This is a genomic window from Nitriliruptor sp., assembly GCF_040882075.1.
Classification (GTDB): domain Bacteria; phylum Actinomycetota; class Nitriliruptoria; order Nitriliruptorales; family Nitriliruptoraceae; genus Nitriliruptor.
Map to the genome: position 1 here is coordinate 2,076 of NZ_JBBEBZ010000129.1, position 18,273 is coordinate 20,348.

The window sequence follows — 18,273 nt, forward strand, 5'->3', positions numbered from 1 at the left end:
TCGGGTTCGGGTTCGGGTTCGCCTCCTCCTCGGCAACGGATCGGTAGAGGAGCTTCGGACGACCCGGTCGATCTCGGTCCTCGGCGACGGCCTCCACCAGGCCGGCTTCCTCGAGCAGATTGAGGTGGGCCCGCACCGTGTTCACGTGCAGCTCGAGCCGTTCGGCGAGCGCGGCGGTGTCGAGGTCGGACTCGTCACGGAGGACCTCGAGCAAGCGGGCTCGGACCGGACTCGACAACGCCCGGTAGACCTGCTGCTCACGCGGAACGGATCTTCCGGACGTCGTCATGTCACGACCGTATCGGTGCACGAGGACCTGAGGGCCTCCTGGTGTTGGTGCAGGCGTCCGTACCAGGTCGGTCCTGTCGCCGCTCGTCGGTCACGGGCGAGCAGCCACCCACTGGCTGCGGCTGAGGCTGAGAGCTGGACGGTCATCGCGCGCCGGTAGATGCGTAGCTCCAGTCGGAGCGTTTGCGGGCGTAATGGGGGTCGTAGGCGAACATGCCGGTTGCATCGTCGAGTGACTCGATCTTGGGAACCTGTTCGAGCACGGGGGCGTCGCAGGTCCGTCCGAGGTGGGCGACGAACTCGTCACGGAACGTGTCGAGCAAGCTGCCGACCAGCAGCTGCTCCCCGGCCGGCAGCGCGCAACGGGTCTGATCGGTGATCATGGGGATGCGGTCGGCGATCGCCTCGAGATCGTGCGCACTCCCCTCGCCAGCTTCGACACGTCGGAGCAGGTCGGTGATCGCGGCGCAGCCGAGCTTGCAGGCGGAGCACTGCCCGCAGGACTCGATCGCCAGGAAGTGCGATAGTTGCGCCGCGACACGCACGATGCAGTGTCTGTGGTCGTAGACGATGAAGCCACCGGACCCGAGACCGGTTCCGGCCGTGCGCATGTCTTCGTAGGTCAGTGGGGTGTCGAGCCGATCAGGGCTGATCACGGGGGATGACACACCGGAGAAGATGGCCTTGATGTCCTCAGCGCCGGCGATGTCGACCAGCAGTTGGCGCAGCGGTGTCCCGAGCGGGAGCTCGTACACACCGGGACTGGTGACATCCCCGACGACGGTGAACAACATCGTGCCGGGCGAGTCGACGGTGCCGAGCCTGCGGAAGGCGGTGGCTCCCTTGTTGAGGATGAACGGAACGTTGGCGAGGGTCTCGACGTTGTTGACCACGGTCGGGTGGGGTTGACCTGTCGTGGCGAACAGACCGTGCTGGAACGGCGGGAGCCAGCGCGGCATCGGCAGGTTGCCCTCGATGACCTCGAGCAGGCCGGTCTCCTCGCCGAACAGGTACTCGTCGGGGCCTTGAACGATGTGCATGACGTCCGCGTCTTCCCAGCCGGCTCGAACCATCGCGTGCAGCGCGGCGTGCAGCAATGCGGCCTGGCTGGTCTTGGCTTTCACGCCGAGGTGCACCTGGTCGGCGCCGATCGCGTGTCGGGCGATGAGCATGCCTTCGAGGACCAGAAACGGGTTGGTCTCGAGCAGACGCCGGTCCTTATAGGTGCCCGGTTCGCCTTCAGCGCCGTTGACGACCAGCCGTGGAGCACTCTCGGTCTCGGCGGCTGCATCACGCACGGAGCGCCACTTGGTCGCAGTGGGGAAACCCGCGCCGCCGCGACCGCGGAGCCCGGCATCCGCCACCTCGGCGATGACTTCGTCGGGCTCCATGCCTAGTGCCGTCCCCAGTGCCTGACCGCCCCCGACGGCGATGTAGGCGTCCAACGACGTCCGTGACGAGGGAGGCAAGAGCCGGTCTGCCAAACCAGCCTCGCCCATTACGCCTCCTTCCGTTCGCTCTGCGTGGATGCCGTCAGTTGGCGGCGGACACGAGATGGGGCCGCTGGCTCGACGACTGGCCTGCGGACGTGCCGGTTAGCCCGTCGCGGACCGCTCCGGCGAAGGCAGTCCCAGCGGACCGCAGGATCTGGTCACGTTGTTGCTTGTCGGCCCGTGGCCGGCTCAGGTCGTAGCCGGGTGCTCGTCTCGAGAGCAGCGCGAGCCTCGTCCCCCCAGGGTGGGCTTCGATGAGCAGCGCGAGTTCCAGCTGCGGCCAGCCGGTTGCCTCCTCGTCACCGTGCCAACCGACCCACGCGCACGCGGGCTCACCCACCCGCGCGTGCCTGCTCCGGACGGCCGGGGACGCGGGGGCGCGGAACCGACCGGCACGCAGGGGCTCGCGCGCGTCGGCGAGCGCCGTGGCGGTCGCGCGCTCGGCCAGCTTCTGCAGGTCGGCTTCCAGGCATCCGTGCGCCGCGCCAGCCTCGCCCTCGAGTGCCTGGAGGTGGTGGACGAACATCGGGGAGCGTTCGAACCCCGCCACGTTCGCGGTCGGTGGCCGGGCGCCACGGTCGTCGAGGTGGTCGGCGAGGTCCTGCAGGAAGCGGTGGATGCTGACGTGCACGATGTGTTGGCCCTGGCGACGGTCGACCCGACCGGTGTCGAGCCCGCCCTGCGGTGAGCGTCGCGAGAAGAACAGCAGCCGTGAACCGCCCGGCCCGGCAGGCACGGCGACGAGCTGGCCGGTGAGCGCCGGCCAGCCGGTCTTCTCCTCCGGTCCGCTCCAGGTGACCTCGACGCAGCCGAGCTCACCCGGCCCGGTCGGGCTAGCTGTCGTGGTCGGGAGCGCGGAGATCCTGAGACCCCAGGGCCGGATGTGAGGCCCCATCACGCTCAGGGCGTCGGCGGTTGCCCGACGAACGGCCCCGGAGGGATCGGCCAGGAGCCGCTCGCACACCTCTTCGGGGCTGGCGGCGAGGGGGACGGACGTGTACTGGTGCACCGGGGGCGTCATGTGGGCTCCGATCTCAGGCGGCCGGTTCGGGCTCCTTGGACGGCGTCACGGTGATGAGCACGACGGTGTCGGAGACCGCTTCGAGCGAGTGCGGCCCGACGGGGCAGGCAGCCCACACGCCGTCGGTCAGGGTCACCGCGGTCCGGTCGTGAGCGAGCACGGCGGTGCCTCGGATGCCGAGCAGGGTGGTCGGGCCCGGGGCGAGGTGATCTTGCAGGCGCTGCCCGGCGGTCAGTGCGAGCAAGGTCTGCTTCAGGGATGCCCCCGAACCCGGGGTGAGGGTCCGGGCTGAGCGTCCTGACCGAAGCTGGCTGGCTTCGGCGAGCAGTTCCTCCGCAGCCGCGTGCAGGTCGAACGGGCCTTCGGCTTCGGCTGGCTCGCGTCGGGGTGCGTGTACCTCGGTGTTCACGCTCGGCTCCTCCGTACCTCTGGCGGGGTCGATCGGTCCGATCGACCCTCGGTCGGTCATCTGGTGGCCGGTTCGGCGGCCGTCCGGGTGAACCGCAGGCGCCAGGTCTCGGGGCCTCGCTCGACGTACTCGACGGCGAACGCCGAGGGCCAGCGTTGCTCGATCTGCTGGAGCAACGGGAGCGGATCGTGGGGTGCCACCAGGATCAGGCTGGCTGCAGGTGCGACGGCCTCGAGCGCGCCGAAGATCGTCGCGTGACGGATCGCGTGGGGGATCGTCCGCGCATCGAGCTCCGGCGCAGCATCCGGCTCGTCGTGGCACCCGCACACGTGTCCAGGTGGCCCCTCGGCGGGCCGGTGCTCCGGGTTCTCCGCCGCCTCCGCGACACCCTGCTCGGCTCCTCGAAGCATCGTGTGCATCTCCGCGAGCAGCTGCGCGACCGACGTATCGCGTGCCGCCACCAGCGCCGGTAGCAGCAGGTCGTTCGCCTTGGCGACGTGGGTCTCGAAGAGCGTCTGCGCGGCACCTGCTTGGGCCACCGCGCTGGGTGCGTCGTCGGTCGACGCCAACCGAGCGACGAGGGCGCCCAGCAGGGCGTGCTCGTGCGCCATCGCCCGCACCAGCGGTTCGAGCGCCGGCAACTCGCGCGTGGCCGGGTAGAGCACCGCCTCCTCCGCCTCGTGGTGCCGGATAAGCGCAGCCCGGCACCACGTGACGAGCGCGTCCCTTGCGCCCTCCCAACCCGCGTCTCGCCGCACCGCGGCCAACAGCGCCGCCGTCCGCGTCGACAGCCCGCCGACGAGTTCCGCGTGCTGGCGTTCGATGGTCTCGAGCGCCTCGCTGTCGGCGGCGTTCGAAGCCAGGGAGATGGTCGGCACATGCGGTCCGATGGTTGGGCAGATGGTAAAAACTAAGACTAGCAGTTATTCTTTCTTATTCAACGGTCCCAGGTGATGGCGATCGGGCGAGCGAGGAGAGTCGGGTGGCGCAGGACACGGTCACCGCGAGGTCAACTGGCGCGAGCCGGCTCCGTTCGGCGTCGGGCTGGGCTGGCTGGCTCGCGACCACCGACCACAAGAAGGTCGGCATCCTGTACCTGTTCACCACGTTCGTGTTCTTCTTCCTGGGGGGTGTCGAGGCGTGGCTGATCCGTCTGCAGCTGGCGCAGGCGGAGGCTGGGGTCATCAGCGAGGCCGTCTACAACCAGGTCTTCACCATGCATGGCATCACCATGGTCTTCCTGGTCGTCATGCCCCTCGGGGCGGCGTTCTTCAACTACCTGATCCCGTTGCAGATCGGGGCGCGCGATGTCGCCTTCCCGCGGCTGAACGCGTTCAGCTACTGGACCTACCTGGTCGGCGGCATCTTCCTGTACAGCTCGTTCTTCCTCGGCGGCGCACCGAACGCCGGCTGGTTCGCGTACGCCCCGCTGTCGACCGACATCACGTCCAACATGGCGATGTACGCGGTCGGACTCAACATCCTCGGTGTGGGATCGTTGGCATCGGCGGTGAACTTCATCACCACGATCGTGAACATGCGGGCGCCCGGGATGACCTACATGCGCATGCCCGCGTTCGTGTGGATGACCTTGATCACGAACTTCCTGCTGCTGTTCGCCCTCCCGATCATCGCGGTCGCCACGCTGATGCTCATGTTCGACACGGTCTACGGGGCACAGTTCTTCCAGCCTGGGACGGGCGGGGACCCGATCCTCTACCAGCACCTGTTCTGGCTGTTCGGTCATCCCGAGGTCTACATCATGGTGCTCCCCGCCATGGCGATCGTGTCCGAGATCCTGCCCGTCTTCAGCAAGAAACCGCTGTTCGGTTACGCCGCCGTCATGTTCTCGGGCGTCTTGATCGCGTTCATCGGGTTCGGGGTCTGGGCCCACCACATGTTCACATCAGCGATCGGCCCCGTCGCCCGCTCTGGGTTCGCGGTCACCTCGATGATGGTCGCGGTCCCCACCGGCATCAAGATCTTCAACTGGGTGTTCACCATGTGGGGCGGCAAGCTCAAGTTCACCACGCCGATGCTGTTCTGCATCGGGTTCATCTCGATGTTCACTATCGGTGGACTCTCCGGGGTCACCCACGCGGTCGTGCCCCACAACGCACAGCAGCACGACACCTACTACGTCGTCGCGCACTTCCACTACGTGCTGTTCGGCGGCTCGCTGTTCGCGCTGGTCGCCGGCATCTACTACTGGTTCCCCAAGGCCACCGGCAAGCTCATGGACGAGACGCTCGGCAGGTGGCACTTCTGGACCTGGCTGCTCGGGTTCAACCTCATCTTCGCGCCGATGCACCTCTCCGGGCTCCTCGGCCAACCTCGACGTACCGCCGTGCTGCCCTCGGAGCTCGGCACCACCGTCGAGCTGTTCAACCTCATCAGCACCATCGGTGTCGGCGTTCTGACCATCTCCGCCCTGGTGTTCCTCTACAACTTCATCCGCTCGATCCGTAGCGGCATCCCTTCCGGTGACGACCCCTGGGATGCCCGCACCCTCGAGTGGATCACCACGTCGCCGACACCCCAGCACAACTTCGATGTGATCCCGACCGTGTCGCACCGAGACGAGTTCTGGCACCGCAAGTACGCCGAGGACGACGCCGCACGTCCCGTTCGGGTACCAGCGGGCGCCGCCACCGGCCGTGACGGAGAACCCGACGCACACATCCACATGCCCGACCCGTCGTACTGGCCCCTGATGATGTGTCTCGGGTTCCTCCCGCTCGGCTACGGGCTCGCGTGGGCCAACCCGTGGCTCGCCATCGGAGGAGCGATCTGGCTCATCACCACCTACTTCGCCTGGATCGATGAACCCGTCACCGCAGGCGATGACGATGACCCGCCACCATCGACACCGGCAGCGGACACCGATCGTGGCGACCTTCGCGAAGGACATCCCTGATCTTCGCCGGCGGTGGAACCTTCGAGTGTCAGCGCTGCTACCGGTGGATCCGCTCACGATCGTTCGGCGCGCCAGTAGTCGTTCGCAGCCGCGATGGTGGCGAACTCGATGGCGACCACGTGGGCGGCCGCCGTCAGCGAGTCCGGGTCGGTGGCGTAGCCGGGTCGGAGCAGCTCCCGGGTCGCCTCGTCCGGTTGGATGGCCTTGATCGTCAGGCGGGCGATCTTGAGCGCCAGTGCGCGCCCGTCCTCGACCGTCGGCGTCAACAGGGTGTTGTCGGGGACGAGTGCCATGGTTCCTCCAGTCAGGGGCGCCGCGTGGACGCCGGTCAGATGTGGTGGCGAGGAGGCCCCGGGGAGACCCGGAGCCCCCTCGAGGGGTCAGCCGATGTCGAACTTCGCGACGGTCGGATGGTCGGCCGGGTTCGGCCCGACCGTTGTCGCCCCTCCGGGTGAGCCGAGTCCGGTGACGGCGTCGGTGAAGAACTCGGCGTTGATCGGCGTGAACTGCGACCACTCGTCGGGCACATCGTCCTCGTAGAAGATGGCTTCGACCGGGCAGACAGGTTCACAAGCGCCGCAGTCGATGCACTCGGTGGGGTGGATGTAGAGCATCCGTTCCCCCTCGTAGATGCAGTCGACCGGGCACTCCTCGACGCACGCCTTGTCTTTGACGTCGATACAGGGCTCAGCGATGACGTAGGTCACAGCGTGATGCCTCCTTCCATCGGGGTTCGGGAACGGTGACGTGCCGTGGCCCGCGGCGAGGGGTCCCGCTCGCGGTACCCGAGGGCGATCGTCACGACGATGAACGACACCAGCGCAGCGACGTTGCCGGCCGCACTGACGCCTCGTACCCACGTGGACCCGGCGAGATCGGCTGCGACCCGCACACCCACGGTGAGGTGCAGCAGCACCAGGGGTAGCCAGACCACCGGGCGGTACGGCAGGACGACCCGGAGCACGGCCGGCAGGATGATCGGGGCGTGGCCCATCACCATGGAGAGCACGAACCCCAGGAAGACCGCGTGGACAGCGGCATCGAAGATGAGCGCACCACCGCCGCGCGTGCCGAGAGCGATCCACAGGGCGCCGCCGACCGCGAGCCAGAGGTAGCCGGCCAGCATGCACACGGCAGCGAACCTGGGCAGGCCGGGTAGACGGATCGTGACGCGGGCCACGTCGTTGCGCGCGAACCAGGCGGTCGTCGCGAGCAGCCCGACCCCGCCGACGATCAGACCAGCGCCGTTGAGGGACCAACTGAGGACGACCCCGGCGACGAACGTGGCGACGGCGACCAGCAGCCGCCGCGTCGCACCCCGGCTCGGCCGTCGCAGCCGCGACAACTCGAGCCGCTCGCCGACGATGGTCAGCACGACGAACCCGGCCAGGGTCGGTGCGAGACGGATCGGGCTGACGCCGACGCTCCACAGCAGCGCGGCAACGACCGACGCCACCCCGCCGAGACCCATGAGCACGAGGTAGGGCTCGCGGTGGATCACCCAGGTGCGGACGTAGACGACCACGACCAGCGTCCCGGCGACACCGAACAGCAGACCGCTGCCAGCCACCGGCCCACCGGCGAGCAGCCACACCACGGCAGCCCCCGACGACGCTGGGGCCAGGTACGCCCAACCGGCCCGGTACGCGACCGCACGCTCCAACGCGACCAGCGTCCCGAGGAACCCGAGCGTCATCAGCACGCCGTGGTGAGCCGCCGGCCCCGTTCCGACGGCGAACCCGGCACGGCTCAGGCCCGTCCACATGCCCGCCACCAACCCGAGGCCACCGCCGAGCAGCAGCACCAGGCGACCCTTCGGCGCGATGGCCCGTCCGGGTCGCCCAACCGGATCAGGCAGCCGACTCCCGGGCGTCACAGGGGGCCCGGCGTGGTCACAGCGCCCACCCCAGCAACTCGCGGCCTTCAGGGGTGATCGCCTCCGAGCTCCACGGCGGCTCGAAAGTGACGCGGACCGCCACGAACCGGGCACCTGCCACCTCACCGAGCGCCGACTCCACGGCCTCCTCGAGGTAGGGGCCGAGCGGACACGCCGGCGTGGTCATCGTCAGGGTCACCGTGATGGCCGCGTCATCGACGCGGACGTCGTAGACCAGACCGAGATCGACGATGTTGATGCCGATCTCCGGATCGATCACGCACCGCAGTCGTGCGTGCAGTTCATCGGTGGTCGGCGTGCCAGGTGTGGTCTCGAGCATGGGAGCCGACTCCGAGGTGGCGTTCCTCCCACGACGCTAGCAGCGTTTACACTTAACCACAAGTGTATTAGGTTCTAATATGGCGTCCCCGAGCCCTGGGACGCACGAACCAGGAGCCACACCGTGTCCGAGCCGAACCTCGACGTCCGCGACGAACCACCAGCGCGACGCCACGAGCTGATCCTGTCCACCTACCACGACCTCGAGCCCGGGGACGGGTTCGTGCTGGTGAACGACCACGACCCCAAGCCGCTCTACTACCAGTTCGCCGCCGAGTACCCCGACCGGTTCAGCTGGGAGTACCTCGAGGAAGGTCCCACGGTCTGGCGGGTCCGCATCGGCCGCCCCGCCGTCGCCGCCTGAGCGGGGAAACCGATCATCCATCGGTCGGTGGGCACGAGCCTCTTGTGGTCCGACCGAGTGGAGGGTCAACGGGTTCGTGGTCGCGGTCGGCACCGTCTCCACACGCCAAGCGTCCGCACCGTCACCGACCAGATCGAGGGTCGAGGGGGGCGTGCCTACTTCACCCGCATCGCACGAGCGTGGCGTGGATCCGTCTCACAACCGACGCCGACCAGGCCGCTCCAGCCGCTGGGCTCGGTAGCCACCGGATCCGGATCCGGATCCGCAACAACCATCTCGGCCTCAGCGCCGGTGGCCTGGTCGTGATCAGGTCATCCTTTGACGATGCGGGGTATGCAGCTACGCTTCACAGTTTACTACTTTACGTAAGCATAGCTTCATAGCATGGCTCGAGAGCCGCGGCGGGCACTGACCGCCTCGGGCCACGCCCCTTCTCGCTCGGTTGTCGCACGACACCGAGGGTTCGGGCAACTATCGGAAGGCCCGCTGCGACGCCATGAACGATGCGCTCGCTCCAGCGTGCTCCGACGACCGTGTCGGACGCGACCGATCGACGATCGAGGGTGTTCCCTCGACTGTAGAGGTACTCGAGGTGAGGGACGGATCACGCCCGACCGTGTTCAACGGCGGAGCCGCGCGCCGACTGTGGGCTGCGGTCCTGACCCTGGCTGCCAGCACCGTCCTCTTCTCGGTCGGATTCAAGCTGTTGATGGCAGCTGAAGGACGTGCCTTCGGGTGGGCTTCGAGCCTCTACTGGACCGTGGTGACGATGTCCACGCTCGGCTACGGGGACATCGTCTTCGAATCTGAGCTTGGCCGCCTCTACTCCGTGATCGTCCTGGGGGTTGGTGCGCTGCTGTTCCTCGCACTCCTGCCCTTCGTGCTGATCCAGTTCGGTTACCTCCCGTGGGTCCGTGCGGTACGGCACAGTCGCACCCCCCGGTCGCTGCCCCCGCAGACCGCAGACCACCTCATCCTCGTTGGACACGCGCCGCTGCAAGAGTGCCTCATCAGGCGGGCGAGAGCAGCGCGGCAGGACCACGTCATCCTGGTCGAGGATCTACCGGAAGCCGTGCAGCTCCGTAAGCTCGGCTACCCCGTCGTGGTCGGTCCGCTCGACGACCCCCAGACCTACCGACGCATCCGGGCCGAGACCGCTTCCTTGGTCTTCACGGCGAGCAAGGACACCACCAACACCAACGTCGCGTTCACGATGCGTGAAGCGGCGAGGTCGACCCTCTTGATCTCGACCGCATCGTCACCGGACGCGGCTGACATCTTGAGGCTCGCCGGTTGCGATGAGGTGTTCCAACCAGGCGAGTACCTCGGGGAACAGTTCGCGCGACGCATCCTCGCGCCAGCTGCCCGAAGCAGCGTGATCGCTGGCCTCGGCGGCATCTCGGTCGCCCAGGTTTCCGCAGCGGGCACCGACCTCATCGGCCAGAACCTCGGTGCGGCGCGGCTTCGCCGCCGGGTCGGGCTCTTGCTCGTGCTCGCTCATGACGCCAGTGTCGCGCGTCGCCAGCACCGTCGGGGTCATCGTCATAGTCAGGTGATCCTTCTCGCCCTGGGAGTGATGGTCACTACACCAGGTGTCTCACCTCAGCCTGACACACAGGGAGGAACGCGATCACGGCGTGGGCGGTGAAGCGACCACGGTCGGCGGCTGGCTCGGATCGTGGCTGAGCCGAGAGAAGAAGCGGCCCACCACCATGGCCAGCAGGCGCTACCTGGTCGGTCTCCTTCCGCGATGGTTCCTCAGGATCCGCATGGACGACGAGCACCTCTCACCCGCACACGTCGCACGCGTGCTCGACGAACTCGCTGCCAAGCCGACGTCACGTGGCGAGCCCCGGGCGCCGAAGACCGTCGCGGACGTGCGCACGACCCTGGCCCGCGACTTCGGGCAGGCCCAACGCTGGGGGTTGTTGTCACGCAACCCGGCTGCGCTCGTCGACCCTCCGCACGTACCCGCGACCGAGATCCTGCCCCTGTCGCTCGACGAGGCTCGGTCCCTGCTCACCGCCGTCGCCGGGCACCGTCTCGAGTCGCTCTACACCGTGGCGATCGCCCACGGCATTCGGATGTCAGAAGCCATCGGCGCCCAGTGGTCCTACGTCGACCTCGCGGCGGGAACCTTCGAGGTGTGGCCGACGCTGACGCGCACCATGGAGGGCGAGGTCGTCGAAGGTGGGACCAAGAACCGTCGGCGCCGCCGGTTCGTGCTCACCGCCACAGCCGTCGAGCAACTACGACACCACGAGCGCCGCCTCGCCGAGGAACGCCTCGCACTCGGCGATGCGTGGACGGTGTCGGACCTGGTGTGGCCGTCGCAGGTCGGAACGCCGCTCGGTCACCGGGCACTGCTGCGCCACCTGCACGGTGCTTGTGCGCGGGCTGGGATCCGGCGCGTCTCGTTCCACACGCTGCGTCACTCGGCGGCGACGCTGCTGCTCGCCCAGGGCGTCGACTCCCGGGTGGTGATGGAGATCCTCGGGCACTCGTCGCCGACGATGATGCGTCGCTACCAGCACGTGGTGGACGATCTCAAGCACGGCGCGGCGACGGCGATGGACGCCGCCCTGCGATCACCAACGCCGTCAGAAACGCCGTCAAGCGGTCTGGACGACGTCCCACCGGAGACAGAATTTCGACAGCTACGGTAGCGTACGGGTGGTTCCGGGCGGTTAGCTCAGATGGCGAGAGCGCCTCGTTTACACCGAGGAGGTCGGGGGTTCGAGCCCCTCACCGCCCACCCACGCGGACCGGTGGAGCGCTGCTCACCGCCGGGGTCCACCCGGACGGCCAAGCCTCGGCGACGAACACGGGGAGCCCCTCCCCAGGATCACGTGTGCCCACCGTCACCGGAACCGTGGACGCCGCCCTCGAGGCGACCGTCGTCCTCTCCTTCAGCCGCGTCGGCTACGCGGTCCGTTCGCGGCTCAGTCGCTGGTGCCCGACCGATCAGCTCCCGGGCGCCGGTCGAACCGTGGTCGTCACCGGCGCCAACAGCGGGCTCGGCTACGCCACCGCGCGGGCGCTGCTCGACGCCGGGGCCCGCGTGATCGTGGTCACCCGCGACGAACGGAAGGCCCGTGCGACCGTCCAGCGGCTGGTCGATGAGGTCGGCTCCGGCGCGCCGGTCGACCACGCGTGGGCCGACCTCACCGACCTGGCAGCCGTGCGGGCCCTCGGGGAGCAGTTGGCTGCCCGCGAAGCTCGCATCGACGCGCTCGTGCACAACGCGGGCGCGATGTTCCCCGAGCCGGCCACGACCGAGGACGGCCTCGAACGGACCTACCAGGTCCACGTGGTGACGCCCCACCTGCTGACCGCCCTGCTCCTGCCGACGCTGACCGCGAGCGACCCCTCCCGGGTCGTGACCGTCACCTCCGGGGGGATGTACGCCGAGAAGCTCGACGTCGACCGACTCGGGTCGCTCGACGGGTACCGGCCCACCACCGCCTACGCGCGGGCGAAGCGCGCCCAGGTGGAACTGACCAGCCTGTGGCAGCAGCGCACCGACGGCGCCGTCGACTTCCACGTGGTGCACCCCGGCTGGGTGCTCACGCCGGGCGTGGCGTCCTCGCTGCCGGGCTTCCGCAAGGTGATGGGACCGCTCCTTCGCTCCCCCGCGGAGGGCGCCGACTCGATCGTCTGGGCCGCGCTGTCCGACGAGATCGAGCCCGGTGGGCAGCTCTGGCACGACCGGACACCTCGCAACCAGCACAAGCTGCCCTGGACCCGGACCGCACCGGGAGATCCGGACCGGCTCTGGACCCGGGTCAGCCGCGACGCCGGGATCGACGTCACGACCTGACCGGCCACGTCGGTGGATCAGCTCAGCTCGCGGACCTGCGCGACATCGAGCCGCACCACGGGCCGGCCAGCGTCCCGGAGCGCCCGGATGTCCCCGGCCGCCTGGGCACGCTTGAGCTGACCGAAGGAGTAGGCCGCCCCCGGCACGTCCGCATCCTCGGCGTCCTCACCGACGACCACGAGGAAGCCGCCGCCCGCCGGGCCGCCCTTGTGGAGCTGGCCCGTGGAGTGCAGGTAGCGCGGACCGATACCGACCGTGACCGGCACCTTGAGCCGCTCACGCAGGCGCCGCGCCGCCGCGCGCACGTGCCCTTCGTCGTCGCCACCCGGCGTCACGAACGCGAGCAGCGCCAGGTAGCCCCCCGGCGCGACCGTGTCGAGCACCTCGGCGGCGTCACCGGTCGCGGGCAGATCGACCGGGCCTCCGGCCGCAGCGTCGAGGACCTCGGCGGTCGCGGCTTTGGCGGCTTGCACGTCCGGCTGGTCGAAGGGGTTCAGACCGAGCAGCGCGCCGGCGACGGCTGTCGCGACCTCCCAGCGGACCACCTCGGCGGTGAGCTGCTCCGGCCCCTCCCACGGCAGCTGCACGACGGGAGCACCCGCGGCCGCGAGGTCGTCGGTGCCGGGGCGGTCGCCGAGGGCGACGATCACGCGGTCCTCCCCGAGCCGACCGAGCAGCTCGTCCGCGTCGTCGTCGAGGATCGGGAGGAGACCCGCGCCGTGCTTGCCGGTGGACTCCGCCACGAGCTGTTCGACCCAGGCGCCGAAGGAGGCGACCTCGTCCGGCAGCAGCAGCGTGAGCTTGTCGCGCCCGCGCCGGGCGGCGGTCGCGAGCACCGCCCCGAGCACGACCGGCGTGTTCGCCCGGTCCTCGGTACGCGCCAGCGCCAGGACCCCCGCGGCCGGGGCGAGGTGGGCGTCGAGGTCGAGACCCAGGATCGCGGCGGGGAGCAGACCGAACGGGGTCAGCGCGCTGTAGCGACCCCCGACGTCGGGCTGGCCGTGGACCACGGCGCGGTACCCGGCGTCCGTGGCCAGCTTCTCGAGGTCGCTGCCCGGGTCGGTGATGGCGATCAGGTGCCGACCGGCCCCGGTCCCGTGGACGTCCTCGAGGCGGGCGGTGAACCGGGCCAGGTGCGAGCGCGTCTCGACCGTCCCCCCGGACTTGGACGCGGCGACCACGACCGTGGTGGTCCACGGCACGTTGCGCTCGACGGCCAACACGGCGGCCGGGTCGGTCGAGTCGAGCACGTGCAGACGCGGGTACCCCGGCGCGGACCCGAAGGTGGAGGTCAGGACCTCGGGGTAGAGCGACGACCCACCCATGCCCGTCAGCACCACGTCGGTGATGCCGTCGGCGACCAGGTCGTCCGCGATCGTCCGCAGCTGCTCGATCTGCCCCGCCGCGCGGTCGGGGGCGTCCAGCCACCCGAGCCGGTCGGCGACCTCGGTCGGATCCTCCTGCCAGACGGTGTGGTCGCGTGCCACGATCCGTGGGATCAGCGCGAGAGCATCGATGACGGCCGCGTCGACGTCGGCGGCCAGGTTTCCGAGGTTCGAACGCATCAGGGACAGCTCACGGGTCGAGAGGGCGACGAGGTCGGGACCGAACCTAGCGGCGGGGTGGTGGCGCGGAGCGGGCAGGACACCGGTCGCTAGCCTCGGACCGACCCCCCCTTCCGACCCCCGACGATGAGGCGAACAGCCCGTGAGCGACCAGCCGAGCCCCGAACCCTCCCGCCCGCAGACACAGGTCCAGGTGGTGGTCCCCGACGACCACAAGCACGGCGAGTACGCCAACTTCCTGGTCGTGTCGCACTCCCCCCACGACTTCACGCTGGACTTCTGCCAGCTCATGCCCGCCAAGGAACAGGGCAAGGTCAACGCCGAGGTCGTCTCGCGCGTGCGCATCCCCCCGACCATGGTGGGCCGCGTCCTCAACGCCATGAACACCAACCTGAGCAACTACGAGGAGCGGTTCGGCCCCGTCAAGGCCCTCGGGTGACGACCACCTCGTTGCCACCCGGCCTCCTGCCAGGCGGCCGGTTCGCGGACTGGCGCCCGACTGCTCCCCCCGCGTACGTCGTCTGCGACGTCGACGGGACGCTCGTCGGCCCGAGCGCCGCCGCGACCGATGAGGTCGTCGACGCGGTCGACCGGGCGCAGGCTGCCGGTCTGCGGGTCGGTTTCGCGACCGGGCGGATGCGCGGCGCGATGCACGCGCTCCAGGAGCAACTGCACGCACACGGGCCTCACGTGCTCCACAACGGGGCCGAGGTCCGCGCCGACGGCCGGACCGTCCACGCCTGGACGCTCCGCCCGGATCAGGTCGACGCGCTGCTCGAGGTGGCGCGCGAACGGAACGACGCGTACGTCGAGATCTACCCCGAGGACGGCTTCCTGGTCTCGAGCTGGGACGAACGCGCCCGCGCCCACTGGGACATCCTCGATCGCGAACCCATCGGCGTGATCGACAGCTCGGCGACGCTCGGCGACGAACCCGCCCTCAAGGCGACGTTCGCGGTCTTCGACCCGGACGCGGTACCGGAGCTGATCGCCGCGATCGAACGGGCCGGGCTGCTGGCCGGCGCGGCCGGTTCACCTCGGACGCCGGACCTCACCTACGTCAACGCCACGCACCCCGACGCGGACAAGGGGCGAGCGCTCGCCCGCGCGGCCGATCACCTCGGTGTGCCCTTGACCCAGGTGGTGGCCATCGGCGACGCGGCCAACGATCTGTCGATGCTGGCGGTGGCGGGCACGGCGATCGCCATGGGGCAGGCCGAGGACGAGATCCGCGCGGCAGCCCACCTGGTGGTACCCGACGTCGACGCCCACGGGGTAGCGGTCGCGCTGGACGCGTGCATCGCCTGGCGCTGACCGGGACCGGCCCCTCGCTGCGCTCGCCTCGTGAGGCGGCGCCGACGAGCGACGCCTGCGGTCAGCTGGTCGGGACCGAGTAGTTCGGCGCCTCGTGGACCACGTCGACGTCGTGGACGTGGCTCTCGCGCGTGCCTGCACCCGTCTGGCGGACGAAGCGGGCGCGGGTCGTGAGCTGGCCGAGCGAGTCGGCGCCGATGTAGCCCATACCCGACCGCAGGCCGCCCTCGAGCTGGGCGATGACCTCGCTGACTGCGCCGCGGTACGGCAGCAGTCCGGAGACACCCTCGGGCACGAGCTTGGAGGGCTGGCGGGCCTCCTGCGCGCTGCCCGCGAGCTTATCGCCCTGGAAGTAGCGGTCCGCGGAACCGGCGCGCATGGCGTCGAGCGAGCCCATCCCCCGGTACTCCTTGTAGCGCCGACCGCCGACCAGCACGGGCTCGCCCGGCGACTCGTCGGTCCCGGCCAGGATGTTGCCGAGCATGACCGCGGTCGCCCCCGCGGCGAGCGCCTTGACGACGTCACCCGAGAAGCGGATGCCGCCGTCGGCGATGGTCGCCACGCCGAGCTCCGCGCCAGCCCGGGCGCACTCGGCGACGGCGCTGAACTGCGGCATGCCGACACCCGTGACGACGCGGGTCGTGCAGATCGATCCGGGCCCGACCCCCACCTTGACCACGTCGGCGCCGTGGTCGACGCAGGCACGGACCGCGTCGGCGGTCACGACGTTGCCGACCATCAGCGGCGTGTCCGGGTGACGGTCCTTGAGCTTGGCGGCGAACTCGAGGATGCCGGCCGAGTGCCCGTGCGCCGAGTCGATAGCCAGCAGATCGACACCGGCCCGGACGAGCGCTTCGGCGCGCTCCTCGCCCTCGGGGCCGACCCCGACAGCGGCAGCGCACAGCAGCCGGCCCCGTGCGTCCTTGGCCGAGCTCGGGTAGCGGCGGACCTTCTCGATGTCCTTGAAGGTGAACATGCCCGTGAGCCGACCGTCGGCGTCCACCGTCGGCAGCTTCTCCTTGCGGTGTTCCTGCATCAGGTCGCGAGCATCGTCGAGGGTCGTCCCCGGTGCACCGGTGATCAGCCCGTCGGAGGTCATGTAGTCGCTGACGGGACGGTCGGGGTCCGCGCCGAGCCGCAGGTCACGGTTGGTCACGATGCCGACGAGCATCCCGTCGCCGTCCACGACGGGGAAGCCCGAGACGCGGTACCGCGCCATGAGCTCGAACGCCTGGGACACGGGGTCGTCGCGGCGCAGCGTCACCGGATCGACGATGAACCCGGACTCGGAACGCTTCACGGACTCGACCATGGCGGCCTGCGCCTCGATCGACGTGTTCTTGTGCACGACGCCGATCCCGCCCTGGCGCGCCATGGCCACGGCCATCTCGGCCTCGGTGACCTTGTCCATCGCAGCCGACAGGATCGGCAGGTGCAGCTCGAGCGATGGGTGGAGGCTGGTGGCCACCGACACGTCGCGCGGCAGGACCGCGGACGCCTGCGGCACGAGCAGGACGTCGTCGTAGCTCAGCGCCTCGGGGATGGCCTCGGTTCCGGACACGCGCGCCTCGCTGCTCGGCTGACGGGGTGCGACCAACGGTACCGCCGCCGGCCGCCGAGTCCGCGGTCGGGATCGGGCGCTTCCCCCACCGCGAACGGTGCGCTACCTTGCATCACCAGGAACCTGTCGTGACCAGCATCATGCGGTCAGAGGATGTGGGAGCCCGTGGCGCGGGACGAGGGATCGTTGACACAGCTGCGACGCGGCGTGCTCCCCCACGCCGTCCTCGCTGTCCTCGCCGACGGCGAGCGGTACGGGGTCGAACTGGTCGAGGTGCTGTCGTCCGACCCCCGTCTCGCCGTGTCCGAGGGCACGCTCTACCCGCTCCTCGCCCGGCTCCGCCGGGATGGTCTGGTGACCACGAGCTGGCGGGAGTCGAGCGCCGGACCGCCACGCCGGTACCACCAGCTCACAGCGGATGGGGTGGCGCAACTCGCCGCCTTCCGGACCGAGTGGACCGCGTTCCGGGACGCGGTCGACGACCTGATGCGGCGCCCGGGGCCGCGAACGGAGCACCCCTCGTGAACGACGCCGCGTCCCTCCTCGACGACGACCGCGCTCGGCTCCGCGCTGCCTCGGCAGGCCTCCCCCCGTCGGAACGCGACGAACTCCTCGACGACGTCGAGGCGCACCTCGCGGAGCTCCGCGCGAGCAGCCCGTCGCCGGAGTCGACGCGGGGTGCGTTGGCGCGACTCGGCCCGCCCGAGGAGCTCGCGCGCGCTGCCCACCGAGAGCTCGACGACCCGCACGACGGACCGCCGGATCCACCCGTCGCCTGGTCACCGCCGCCGGTCGCGCGACCGCGGATCCGCGCGCTCGACGTCACCGCGGTGGTGTTGCTTGTGGTCGGAGGGCTGGTCCTGCCGGTCCTCGGGTGGGTGATCGGCGTCATCCTGCTGTGGTCCTCGGCGACGTGGACGTGGGGTGAGAAGCTGCTCGGCACCCTGATCGTCCCCGGTGGGCTGGCCGCGCCGTTCGCGCTGGCCGCGTTCGGGGGTCAGACCTGCAGCTACACCGAGGTGCGCGACGAGGCGACCGGCGTCATCGAACGCACCAACGAGGTCTGCGACGGCTTCGCCTTCGCCCCGTGGCTCGGCACGCTGGTCCTGATCGCGACGCTGATCGCACCGCTGGTGGTCGCCGGGGTGCTGCTCCGCCGAGCCCGCGACCGCGCCGCCGATCCGGTCGGGGCATGACCGCCGCGGGTCAGGCGACGCAGACGACGCTACGGGGCTGAGCCGCGTTCCTCAGGCGGCGAGGTCGAGGTGGGTGCCGGTGGCCAGGCGCAGTTCCTGGTGGAGGATGG

The 18,273-nt window shown here is 69.9% G+C and carries 20 protein-coding genes and 1 tRNA gene; 10 read left to right on the forward strand and 11 right to left on the reverse strand.

Translation table 11 applies throughout. From position 1 onward, the window contains the following. The 5 genes from WEB03_RS07785 to WEB03_RS07805 all read right to left on the reverse strand — a co-directional run. On the reverse strand, positions 1 to 214 hold a 214-nt coding region (locus WEB03_RS07785; protein WP_368070383.1), incomplete at its 3' end, for a helix-turn-helix domain-containing protein. Positions 215 to 431: 217 nt separating this feature from the next. Further along, positions 432 to 1,679: an NADH-ubiquinone oxidoreductase-F iron-sulfur binding region domain-containing protein gene (locus WEB03_RS07790; RefSeq protein WP_368070384.1), complete on the reverse strand. Its 1,248-nt coding sequence runs from the start codon at positions 1,677 to 1,679 to the stop codon at positions 432 to 434. Positions 1,680 to 1,821: 142 nt separating this feature from the next. Beyond that, on the reverse strand, positions 1,822 to 2,802 hold the full coding sequence (locus WEB03_RS07795; protein ID WP_368070385.1) for a hypothetical protein: 981 nt from the start codon (positions 2,800 to 2,802) through the stop codon (positions 1,822 to 1,824). 13 nt (positions 2,803 to 2,815) lie between these two features. Further along, positions 2,816 to 3,211 carry a hypothetical protein gene (locus tag WEB03_RS07800; RefSeq protein WP_368070386.1) on the reverse strand — a complete coding sequence of 132 codons (396 nt, stop codon included), beginning with the start codon at positions 3,209 to 3,211 and terminating at the stop codon, positions 2,816 to 2,818. Positions 3,212 to 3,267: 56 nt separating this feature from the next. Next, positions 3,268 to 4,089, reverse strand: coding sequence for a DUF2249 domain-containing protein (locus WEB03_RS07805; RefSeq protein WP_368070387.1), 822 nt, complete (start codon positions 4,087 to 4,089; stop codon positions 3,268 to 3,270). Positions 4,090 to 4,193: 104 nt separating this feature from the next. Between WEB03_RS07805 and ctaD the strand changes: the two genes are divergently transcribed. Further along, positions 4,194 to 6,128 carry a cytochrome c oxidase subunit I gene (gene ctaD / locus WEB03_RS07810; RefSeq protein WP_368070388.1) on the forward strand — a complete coding sequence of 645 codons (1,935 nt, stop codon included), beginning with the start codon at positions 4,194 to 4,196 and terminating at the stop codon, positions 6,126 to 6,128. Positions 6,129 to 6,181: 53 nt separating this feature from the next. Here the strand turns inward: ctaD and WEB03_RS07815 are convergent, their stop codons facing one another. The 4 genes from WEB03_RS07815 to WEB03_RS07830 all read right to left on the reverse strand — a co-directional run bounded on the left by WEB03_RS07815 (position 6,182) and on the right by WEB03_RS07830 (position 8,344). Continuing rightward, positions 6,182 to 6,421, reverse strand: coding sequence for a hexameric tyrosine-coordinated heme protein (locus tag WEB03_RS07815; protein WP_368070389.1), 240 nt, complete (start codon positions 6,419 to 6,421; stop codon positions 6,182 to 6,184). 87 nt (positions 6,422 to 6,508) lie between these two features. After that, complete coding sequence (gene fdxA / locus WEB03_RS07820) at positions 6,509 to 6,835, reverse strand: ferredoxin (RefSeq protein WP_368070390.1); 327 nt, start codon at positions 6,833 to 6,835, stop codon at positions 6,509 to 6,511. Then, the gene (locus WEB03_RS07825; protein WP_368070391.1) at positions 6,832 to 7,932 is read right to left on the reverse strand and encodes a hypothetical protein; all 1,101 of its coding nucleotides are present in this window, start codon (positions 7,930 to 7,932) and stop codon (positions 6,832 to 6,834) included. The genes fdxA and WEB03_RS07825 overlap by 4 nt, the downstream gene beginning before the upstream one ends. Before the next feature lie 88 nt (positions 7,933 to 8,020). Then, positions 8,021 to 8,344 carry a metal-sulfur cluster assembly factor gene (locus tag WEB03_RS07830; RefSeq protein WP_368070392.1) on the reverse strand — a complete coding sequence of 108 codons (324 nt, stop codon included), beginning with the start codon at positions 8,342 to 8,344 and terminating at the stop codon, positions 8,021 to 8,023. Positions 8,345 to 8,467: 123 nt separating this feature from the next. Between WEB03_RS07830 and WEB03_RS07835 the strand changes: the two genes are divergently transcribed. The 5 genes from WEB03_RS07835 to WEB03_RS07855 all read left to right on the forward strand — a co-directional run bounded on the left by WEB03_RS07835 (position 8,468) and on the right by WEB03_RS07855 (position 12,527). Further along, positions 8,468 to 8,707, forward strand: coding sequence for a DUF2249 domain-containing protein (locus WEB03_RS07835; protein ID WP_368070393.1), 240 nt, complete (start codon positions 8,468 to 8,470; stop codon positions 8,705 to 8,707). Positions 8,708 to 9,299: 592 nt separating this feature from the next. Continuing rightward, positions 9,300 to 10,355 (forward strand): ion channel, encoded by a 1,056-nt coding sequence (locus WEB03_RS07840; protein WP_368070394.1) that lies wholly within the window; start codon positions 9,300 to 9,302, stop codon positions 10,353 to 10,355. A gap of 121 nt (positions 10,356 to 10,476) precedes the next feature. Beyond that, positions 10,477 to 11,373 (forward strand): tyrosine-type recombinase/integrase, encoded by an 897-nt coding sequence (locus tag WEB03_RS07845; protein ID WP_368070395.1) that lies wholly within the window; start codon positions 10,477 to 10,479, stop codon positions 11,371 to 11,373. 15 nt (positions 11,374 to 11,388) lie between these two features. Further along, positions 11,389 to 11,462: transfer RNA gene (locus WEB03_RS07850), tRNA-Val, on the forward strand. 96 nt (positions 11,463 to 11,558) lie between these two features. Next, positions 11,559 to 12,527, forward strand: coding sequence for an SDR family NAD(P)-dependent oxidoreductase (locus WEB03_RS07855; RefSeq protein ID WP_368070396.1), 969 nt, complete (start codon positions 11,559 to 11,561; stop codon positions 12,525 to 12,527). 17 nt (positions 12,528 to 12,544) lie between these two features. On the opposite strand, the gene WEB03_RS07860 is transcribed toward WEB03_RS07855, so the two are convergent. Then, positions 12,545 to 14,092, reverse strand: a complete 1,548-nt coding sequence (locus tag WEB03_RS07860) for a glucose-6-phosphate isomerase (RefSeq protein WP_368070397.1) — start codon at positions 14,090 to 14,092, stop codon at positions 12,545 to 12,547. Between the two features lie 142 nt (positions 14,093 to 14,234). Here WEB03_RS07860 and WEB03_RS07865 point away from each other — a divergent pair, with 142 nt between their 5' ends. Beyond that, a complete protein-coding gene (locus WEB03_RS07865; protein WP_368070398.1) occupies positions 14,235 to 14,531 on the forward strand; it encodes a DUF3467 domain-containing protein in 297 nt (98 codons plus the stop codon). After that, positions 14,528 to 15,406 carry an HAD-IIB family hydrolase gene (locus WEB03_RS07870; RefSeq protein WP_368070399.1) on the forward strand — a complete coding sequence of 293 codons (879 nt, stop codon included), beginning with the start codon at positions 14,528 to 14,530 and terminating at the stop codon, positions 15,404 to 15,406. The genes WEB03_RS07865 and WEB03_RS07870 overlap by 4 nt, the downstream gene beginning before the upstream one ends. A 61-nt stretch (positions 15,407 to 15,467) precedes the next feature. Here the strand turns inward: WEB03_RS07870 and guaB are convergent, their stop codons facing one another. Continuing rightward, positions 15,468 to 16,967 (reverse strand): IMP dehydrogenase, encoded by a 1,500-nt coding sequence (gene guaB, locus WEB03_RS07875; RefSeq protein ID WP_368070400.1) that lies wholly within the window; start codon positions 16,965 to 16,967, stop codon positions 15,468 to 15,470. Between the two features lie 153 nt (positions 16,968 to 17,120). Here guaB and WEB03_RS07880 point away from each other — a divergent pair, with 153 nt between their 5' ends. Together WEB03_RS07880 and WEB03_RS07885 are read left to right on the forward strand one after the other, a co-directional pair. Next, positions 17,121 to 17,492, forward strand: a complete 372-nt coding sequence (locus WEB03_RS07880) for a PadR family transcriptional regulator (protein ID WP_368070401.1) — start codon at positions 17,121 to 17,123, stop codon at positions 17,490 to 17,492. Continuing rightward, a complete protein-coding gene (locus WEB03_RS07885; RefSeq protein ID WP_368070402.1) occupies positions 17,489 to 18,163 on the forward strand; it encodes a hypothetical protein in 675 nt (224 codons plus the stop codon). The genes WEB03_RS07880 and WEB03_RS07885 overlap by 4 nt, the downstream gene beginning before the upstream one ends. Positions 18,164 to 18,273: the final 110 nt, after the last annotated feature.

Excerpts from the sequence above, each read along its gene's own strand:
- WEB03_RS07790 (WP_368070384.1), bottom strand. The coding sequence starts at position 1,679 with ATGGAGCCCGACGAAGTCATCGCCGAGGTGGCGGATGCCGGGCTCCGC.
- WEB03_RS07795 (WP_368070385.1), bottom strand. The coding sequence starts at position 2,802 with ATGACGCCCCCGGTGCACCAGTACACGTCCGTCCCCCTCGCCGCCAGC.
- WEB03_RS07815 (WP_368070389.1), bottom strand. The coding sequence starts at position 6,421 with ATGGCACTCGTCCCCGACAACACCCTGTTGACGCCGACGGTCGAGGAC.
- WEB03_RS07830 (WP_368070392.1), bottom strand. The coding sequence starts at position 8,344 with ATGCTCGAGACCACACCTGGCACGCCGACCACCGATGAACTGCACGCA.
- WEB03_RS07845 (WP_368070395.1), top strand. The coding sequence starts at position 10,477 with ATGGACGACGAGCACCTCTCACCCGCACACGTCGCACGCGTGCTCGAC.
- WEB03_RS07860 (WP_368070397.1), bottom strand. The coding sequence starts at position 14,092 with ATGCGTTCGAACCTCGGAAACCTGGCCGCCGACGTCGACGCGGCCGTC.
- WEB03_RS07880 (WP_368070401.1), top strand. The coding sequence starts at position 17,121 with ATGTGGGAGCCCGTGGCGCGGGACGAGGGATCGTTGACACAGCTGCGA.